This is a genomic window from Streptomyces boncukensis (genome assembly GCF_011045075.1).
GTDB lineage: Bacteria > Actinomycetota > Actinomycetes > Streptomycetales > Streptomycetaceae > Streptomyces > Streptomyces boncukensis.
Genome location: NZ_JAAKZZ010000385.1, coordinates 1 through 7180, shown reverse-complemented (window position 1 = coordinate 7180; position 7180 = coordinate 1). Strand labels below are relative to the sequence as shown.

Here is a 7180-nt window from a genome sequence, read left to right as displayed (position 1 = left end):
GGCCAGGGGGCCTAGATATCGCGGAACGTCTCGATCTGCGCGCCGACCTCGTTCAGCCGCTCCGCCAGATCCTCGTAGCCGCGGTTGATGACGTAGACGTTCCGCAGTACCGACGTCCCCTCGGCCGCCAGCATGGCCAGCAGCACGACCACGGCGGGCCGCAGCGCGGGCGGGCACATCATCTCCGCGGCCCGCCACCGGGTCGGCCCCTCCACCAGCACCCGGTGCGGGTCCAGCAGCTGGAGCCGGCCGCCCAGCCGGTTGAGGTCCGTCAGATAGATCGCCCGGGTGTCGTACACCCAGTCGTGGATGAGCGTCTTGCCCTGAGCGACGGCGGCAATGGCCGCGAAGAACGGCACATTGTCGATGTTGAGCCCGGGGAACGGCATCGGGTGGATCTTGTCGATGGGCGCCTCCAGCTTGGAGGGCCGCACCGTCAGGTCCGTCAGCCGGGTACGCCCGTTGTCCGCCGCGTACTCCTCGCTGCGGTCGAAGTCGAGCCCCATCTCCTCCAGGACGGCCAGCTCGATCTCCATGAACTCCGCCGGCACGCGCCGCACCGTCAGCGTCGACTCCGTCACCACGGCCGCCGCCACCAGGCTCATCGCCTCGACCGGGTCCTCGGAGGGGGAGTAGTCCACGTCGGTGTCGATGTCCGGCACGCCGTGCACGGTCAGCGTCGTCGTCCCGACGCCCTCCACCCGCACACCCAACTGCTCCAGGAAGAAGCACAGGTCCTGGACCATGTAGTTGGACGAGGCGTTGCGGATGACGGTGACCCCGTCGTGCCGCGCGGCGGCCAGCAGCGCGTTCTCGGTGACGGTGTCCCCGCGCTCGGTCAGCACGATGGGCCGAGTGGGGGACACGGACGCGTCGACCTCCGCGTGGTACAGCCCCTCGGTCGCGGTGACCTCCAGCCCGAAGTGCCGCAGCGCGCTCATATGCGGCTCGACGGTCCGCGTCCCGAGGTCGCACCCGCCCGCGTACGGAATCCGGAACCGATCCATCCGGTGCAGCAGCGGGCCGAGGAACATGATGATGCTCCGGGTCCGGCGCGCCGCCTCCTCGTCGATGTCCTCCAGATGCAGCTCGGCGGGCGGCACGATCTCCAGATCGGCCCCCTCGTTGATCCACCGGGTGCGCACCCCGATGGAGGTGAGCACCTCCAGCAGCCGGTAGACCTCCTCGATACGGGCGACCCGGCGCAGCACCGTGCGCCCCGAGTTGAGCAGCGAGGCGCACAGCAGGGCGACGCAGGCGTTCTTGCTGGTCTTGACATCGATGCTGCCGGAGAGACGCCGCCCGCCGACGACACGCAGATGCATGGGCCCGGAGTAGCCCAGTGACACAATCTCACTGTCGAGCGCCTCGGAGATCCGGGCGATCATCTCAAGGCTGATGTTCTGGTTCCCGCGTTCGATGCGGTTGACGGCGCTCTGACTGGTTCCGAGCGCGTCGGCGAGCTGTGACTGGGTCATGCCACGGTGCGCCCGCGCGTCGCGAATGAGCTGCCCGATGCGTGCGAGGTAGTCGTCGGTCATGGAATGACGTTATCTCAGATGTGAGATAGGGGTGAACCCGGGGGTCCGTTTCGGTGACGCGTACACCGCCGGCAGCCGCAGGGCGGCCAGATCATGGACATGGGGAGCGGCCCGGGGTCGCGCGGCGGCCCGTAGACCACCCGACGGGTGAGCGGCCCGGTCCGCGAGCCGTCCGGCCGTACGCGGTAGACGGTGATCGTCATCATGCCTGGTCCCTCCTGGTCCCTTCGCTTCAACTACGCGATGTGCCCGCATCGTTGCTGTGTGCTGCGTAGGCTTGCCAGCAGGTCTGCGTCCCACGGTGAGAGCGGGATGCGAGCGCAGCGAGGGAGGAACGATGGCGTTCCAGCCGCAGGAATTGACCCCGACCCGGTCCATGCGCCACTTCTACGGCGCGGAGCTGCGCCGCTGCCGGATAGCGGCCGACCTGTCGCTGGTGAAGCTGGCGGACGTGGTGGCCAGCAGCAAGTCGACCCTGGCACGCGTGGAGACGGCTCAGCTGATGATTCCGCCGGGCCTGTCCGAGGCCCTGGACGCCGCGTTCGGCACGGACGGCCACTTCGTGCGGCTGTACGCGCTGGCACGGAACGAGGTCCATCCGGACCAGTACCGGCGGCACATGGACTTCGAGCATCGTGCCCGGGTCATCGAACACTATGCGACCCAGGTCGTCCCTGGCCTGGTACAGACCGAGGCGTATATGCGCGCGCTGTTCGCGCTGTCGCCGCGCAACACGCCGGAGGTGATCGAGGAGAAGGTCGCCGCCAGGCTCGGCCGCCAGGAACGGCTGCGGTCCGCCAACCCGCCACGGTTCGCCGCGATCCTGGAGGAGACCGTGCTGCATCGACCGGTCGGAGGCCCGCAGGTGATGCGGGAGCAACTTGCGGCTCTGCTCCCGCTGATGCACACGGAGAACACCCTGGTTCAGGTGGCGCCCGTAGGCCATGACGCGCACATTCTGATGTACGCCCCGCTCGTCCTGATGCGGCTCCCGGATGGCATGACGGCGGCGTGGGAGGAGGGCCGGTACACCGGGCGGCTGAGTGAAGACGCCGAAGAAGTCGAGCAGTTGCGGGGGTTTTACGATGCGCTCAGGGCAACTGCCCTCTCGCCGCAGGACTCTGCGGCGGTGATCCAGCGCGCGATGGAGGAGTACGAGCCATGCGATCCCCCGGAGTCGACCTGAGCACAGCCGCGTGGCGGAAGTCCAGCTACAGTAACTCCGACGGCGGTGACTGCGTCGAGATCGCGGAGAACTTCCCCGGCGCCGCCCGCTGGCGGAAGTCCAGCTACAGCAATGACGACGGCGGCGACTGCGTCGAGGTCGGCGACGGCTTCCCCGGCGTCGTCCCCGTCCGCGACAGCAAGGCCCCGAACGGACCTGCCCTCGTGGTTCCGGCCGACGTCTGGTCGGCGTTCATCGAGAGACTCAAGCGCTGACGCGTAGCTGCGCGAGCGGTGGCCGCCCGGGAGCGCGCGGGCGGCCACCGCAGGTTGGCGAGTTGCGCTCCAGGCGCACGGGCCGTTGCGATCGGGTCAAGTCCGGGTGCGAACGCCGGCCTGGTCAGGGTTCCGCGTCTACCGCGACCAGGGCATGTGCCGGGCGCGTTCTGGTGGGTATAGACCTATAGAGGTCTGGGTAACACTTTGCGCCTCCGGGGGATTTGAAGGAAGCGTGTCGATTCGCGGTGGCCGTGGGGGTCACCGCGTAACTCTTCCGTGGGGGGAAGACGATGCGCATACGAGCAAGACGGGCGGCCGTGGCGGTTGTGGCCGTCCTGGCGTTAGGCGCCACCGTCACACCTGCCGTAGCCGGGCCGGACGACGACAGGCCGTCGTCGGCGTGGGGCAGGGGTGGCGAGAAGGCGGAGATGCCGCCGGTGAAGGTGGGCAAGACGAAGGCCCCCGCCTCGTCGAAGCAGGCCGAGCCGTCCAAGGCGCTGGCGGAGTGGCGGGCGGCGCAGAAGAAGCACGCCGAGGGCTCGGAGAAGGTGCGCCGGGGGCTCGCACCGGCTCCGGAGGAGGTCGTCCCGAAAGGCCAGGGCGATGTCCCCTGGCACCAGATCTCCGATGTCCGGGTGACGGACTCCCTGGTGGCCCGGATCAACTACTCCACCGGAAACCTGATGCTGGCGGCGACGGACTTCGACGTCGCGGGTGTCGGCAAACCGCTCCAGCTCGCCCGGACGTACAACTCCCTGGACGCCCCGTGGGGCAAGGTCTCGCAGCGCTGGTGGCAGGGCTATGAGCGCTATCTGCGCATCCTGGACGGCGAGAGCAGGGTGGTGCTGTACGACGCGACGGGCGGCTCGGTCGCCTTCACCAAGAAGTCGGACGGCAGCTTCGCCACGCCGAAGGGCTACCGCCTGGACCTGGAGCAGAAGTCGGACCGGACGTACGTCGTCACGGACCGGGCGTCCGGGATGAAGGACACCTACAGCGAGTGGGGCACGCTGCTGAAGGTGACCGACCGCAACGGCGGCCACATCCTGGTGGACCAGCACGACGAGGGTGAGGAGCACAAGGGCTTCAAGCTGACCGACTCCCGCTCGGGCCGCTTCGTCGACCTGGTCAAGACGTACCCGTCGCAGTGGCAGGCGAAGGACAACACGGGCCGAACCGTCGTCCTGGACCTGGACGAGTCCGGCAACCTGGCCAAGACCACGGACACCGAGGGCAAGGCGACCGGCTACTCCTACGACTCGGACGGCCGGCTGACGAAGCTGACGACGCCCGAGGGCCGGGTCACCGTCTTCACGTACGACGCGCACAGCCGTGTCACGTCCATGACGCGGGCGACGGACTTCGACGGCTCGGGCGAGACGGGCCCGACGTACACGTACGACTACACGGCGGACGCCCCCGGCAAGGCGGGCGAGACCAAGGTCACCGACCCGGCGGGCAACACCACCACCTACAAGCACGCCGCCGACGGGGAGGTCACCAAGGTCACCGACGCGCTGGGCCACGAGCGCGAGCGCACCTACGACGCCAACCGGAACGTGGAGACGGCCACGGACGCGATGGGCGTGGGCGGCGACCCGGCCAACGTCACCACCTACGGCTGGGACGCCCGCTCGAACCCCACGACGGCCGAACTGCCGACGGGCGCCGCCTCGTCCCTGACCGGCTACCGCACCATCGCGGGCGCGGACGTGCCGGGCAAGATGACGGACGCGGACGGCGTCAGCGTCTCCTACAGCTATGACGACGCGGGGAACACGACGAAAGAGACGGTCTCCGGCGAGCAGGGCGGCACCCGCACCTTCACCTACAACCCCGAGAACGCCACCTGCGGCGGCTTCGAGGGCCAGCGGTGCGAGGTGAAGGACGCCAACGGCAAGGCGACGACGTTCCACTACGACGCCAAGGGCAACCTGACCAAGGTCGCCCCGCCGTCCCCGATGGGCGAGACGGCCTACACCTACGACGCGGCGGGCCGCCCGGTGACCTCCACCGACGGCCGAGGGGTGAAGACGTCGTTCACGTACGACGAGCGCGACCGCATCACCGAGGTACGCGGCCCGAACAGCTGGGCGGAGTACAGCTACGACGGCGACGGGAACGTCACCCGGCGCTCGGACGCCACGGGCATCACCAAGTACGCCTTCGACCCGCTGAACCGGGAGACGATCCGCACCCTCCAGGACGGCTCGCAGACGGTGCTGAAGTACACGGCCGAGGGCAACGTCGAGTCGTACACGGACCCGAACGGCACGGTGAAGTACACGTACAGCAAGACGCACAAGCTGCTGACGCTGACCGACCCGCAGGGCAAGAAGACCGAGTACGAGTACAACGCGAACGACGCCCGCACGCAGACCAGTTTCCCCGGCGGCACGGTCGAGAGGGTCGACCGGGACAAGTCCAACCGTCCGAAGCGGATCAAAGCGACGTCGACGGCTGAAGGAACCCTCACGGACCTGTCGTACTCATACGCCTACACCGCGGGCGGCAAGCAGATCGACGGCCGGAAGATCCGCACCCGTACGGACGCGGCGAACGGCCTGAAGCGCGGCTACGAGTACGACTCGGCGGGCCGCCTCACCTTCACCAGGGAGACGAAGGGGTCGGAGACCAACAACAGCTGGCTGTACTGCTACGACAAGGCGGGCAACCTCACCTCGCAGGGCATCGAGGCGGGCTGCCCGGGAGGCTCGACGTACGACTACAACGACGCCTCCCAGATCACCGCCAAGAACGGCTCGTCCGAGGGCTGGTCGTACGACAAGGCGGGCAACGAGACAGCGGGCAACCCGACGGAGAGCTCGTCCCGCTCGAACGGCGTCTGGAACGACTTCTCCCAGCAGACCGGCATCACGCAGGGGGGCAAGGAGTTCGAGGTCACGTACGCCAGCACCGACAACTCCGAGCGCACCCGGTTCGGCGACACCCTCCTGCACCACGGCCCGCTGGGCCTTTCGGCCCAGACGAAGGCCGGATCGGACATGACGTTCGCCCGGGAGCCGGGCGGTACGCTCAACTCGTTCCGGACAGAGCAGGCGGGTCTGAAGACCGAGAGCACCTTCTACTACCTCACCGACGCGATCGGCACGACGGAGGCCGTCGTCGACGACAAGGGCGAGAAGGTCAACTCGTACTACTACAGCCCGAGGGGCGTCACCGTCCCCACGGAGAAGGTCCCCCAGCCGTACCGCTTCGCGGGCAGCTACCAGGACCCCACGCAGCTCTACCACAACGCGGCCCGCTACTACGACACCCGCACGGGCCGCTTCACCCAACCCGACCCGTCCGGACTGGAGGCCAACCCGTATCTGTATGCGGGCGGCGACCCCACCAACCGTATCGATCCCAGTGGACTGGCCTGGGGGCCGATCCCGGGAGTGATCAAGAAGTACACCAAGAAGTTCGCATCAGGACTCTGGAAGTACTCCAAGGGCTTCACGGGGGCTTGGGGCGTCGCCTGTTATGCGTACAATTCCTTCAAGGACAAGGACGAACCAGGTCAGTCGATCCTCCAGCAGTTCGGTGCCGAATCAAGACAGTTCTTCGGATGCCTGAACAACTGGGGAGCTTGGGCATTCTAAACCTCAGGTGAGACAGCTGCCTCGGTGGCTGGCACGCCAGGTGCCGAGGCAGCTTGGCTACGAGGCAGGGGAGACATAGTGAGGCGGGAAAGAGCGAAGCATTTCATCCTTGGTGCTCTTGCCACCTCAGCCACATGGGGGCTCCTGGTCTTCTTCATATACGTGGTGTTCAAGGGCGAAGGGCTCCCGGAGGCTGCGGGGCGCGGCGCTGGGACATTCTCTCTGTGGTTTACCGGCCTCATGGCACTACTGCTGGTCACCTCGGCCGCACGCTATGCCGTGCCGAGGCTGAAGGTGCTGTGGTCGGCATGTGTGAAACCTATTCGCAGGATTCCGGTGATCCGGAGCCTTCCACGCCGGAAGCAGGTAGTTCCCAGGCAGCAGCAGCATTGATGAGCCGCTGTACGCAGGCAGAGCTGGCAGGGGGAGAAGCGTATGGCCGACGGGTACGACCTGCGCGCTCGCCTCGCCCTCGCCTTGCGCTGTGGCGGAGCTGTTGCCGCCTGCGGAGCCGTTGGCGCGGTGCTGTCGTTGGCGGGCTTGCCGCACACCGGCACCTACGCTGGCGCGGCTGGGGCGGCGGTGTGGGGC

4 protein-coding genes are annotated in these 7180 nt (G+C 67.9%); 3 read left to right on the top strand and 1 reads right to left on the bottom strand.

Features of this window, described 5'->3' with window-relative positions; genetic code table 11:
* Positions 1 to 11 precede the first annotated feature (11 nt).
* Positions 12 to 1541 carry a helix-turn-helix domain-containing protein gene (locus G5C65_RS27425; RefSeq protein ID WP_165301683.1) on the bottom strand — a complete coding sequence of 510 codons (1530 nt, stop codon included), beginning with the start codon at positions 1539 to 1541 and terminating at the stop codon, positions 12 to 14.
* A 337-nt stretch (positions 1542 to 1878) separates the two neighbouring features.
* Here G5C65_RS27425 and G5C65_RS27420 point away from each other — a divergent pair, with 337 nt between their 5' ends.
* The 3 genes from G5C65_RS27420 (at position 1879) to G5C65_RS27410 (ending at position 6589) form a co-directional block, all read left to right on the top strand.
* A complete protein-coding gene (locus tag G5C65_RS27420) occupies positions 1879 to 2727 on the top strand; it encodes a helix-turn-helix domain-containing protein (RefSeq protein WP_165301681.1) in 849 nt (282 codons plus the stop codon).
* Entirely contained in the window at positions 2703 to 2981 is a 279-nt protein-coding gene (locus tag G5C65_RS27415) for a DUF397 domain-containing protein (RefSeq protein WP_165301680.1), read from the top strand. The genes G5C65_RS27420 and G5C65_RS27415 overlap by 25 nt, the downstream gene beginning before the upstream one ends.
* A 431-nt stretch (positions 2982 to 3412) precedes the next feature.
* Complete coding sequence (locus tag G5C65_RS27410; RefSeq protein ID WP_241266095.1) at positions 3413 to 6589, top strand: RHS repeat-associated core domain-containing protein; 3177 nt, start codon at positions 3413 to 3415, stop codon at positions 6587 to 6589.
* The last annotated feature ends 591 nt before the right edge of the window (positions 6590 to 7180 follow it).

What these genes read in the sequence shown, in the direction of transcription:
- G5C65_RS27425 (WP_165301683.1), bottom strand. Translation starts at nt 1,541, where the DNA reads ATGACCGACGACTACCTCGCACGCATCGGGCAGCTCATTCGCGACGCG.
- G5C65_RS27420 (WP_165301681.1), top strand. Translation starts at nt 1,879, where the DNA reads ATGGCGTTCCAGCCGCAGGAATTGACCCCGACCCGGTCCATGCGCCAC.
- G5C65_RS27415 (WP_165301680.1), top strand. Translation starts at nt 2,703, where the DNA reads ATGCGATCCCCCGGAGTCGACCTGAGCACAGCCGCGTGGCGGAAGTCC.
- G5C65_RS27410 (WP_241266095.1), top strand. Translation starts at nt 3,413, where the DNA reads ATGCCGCCGGTGAAGGTGGGCAAGACGAAGGCCCCCGCCTCGTCGAAG.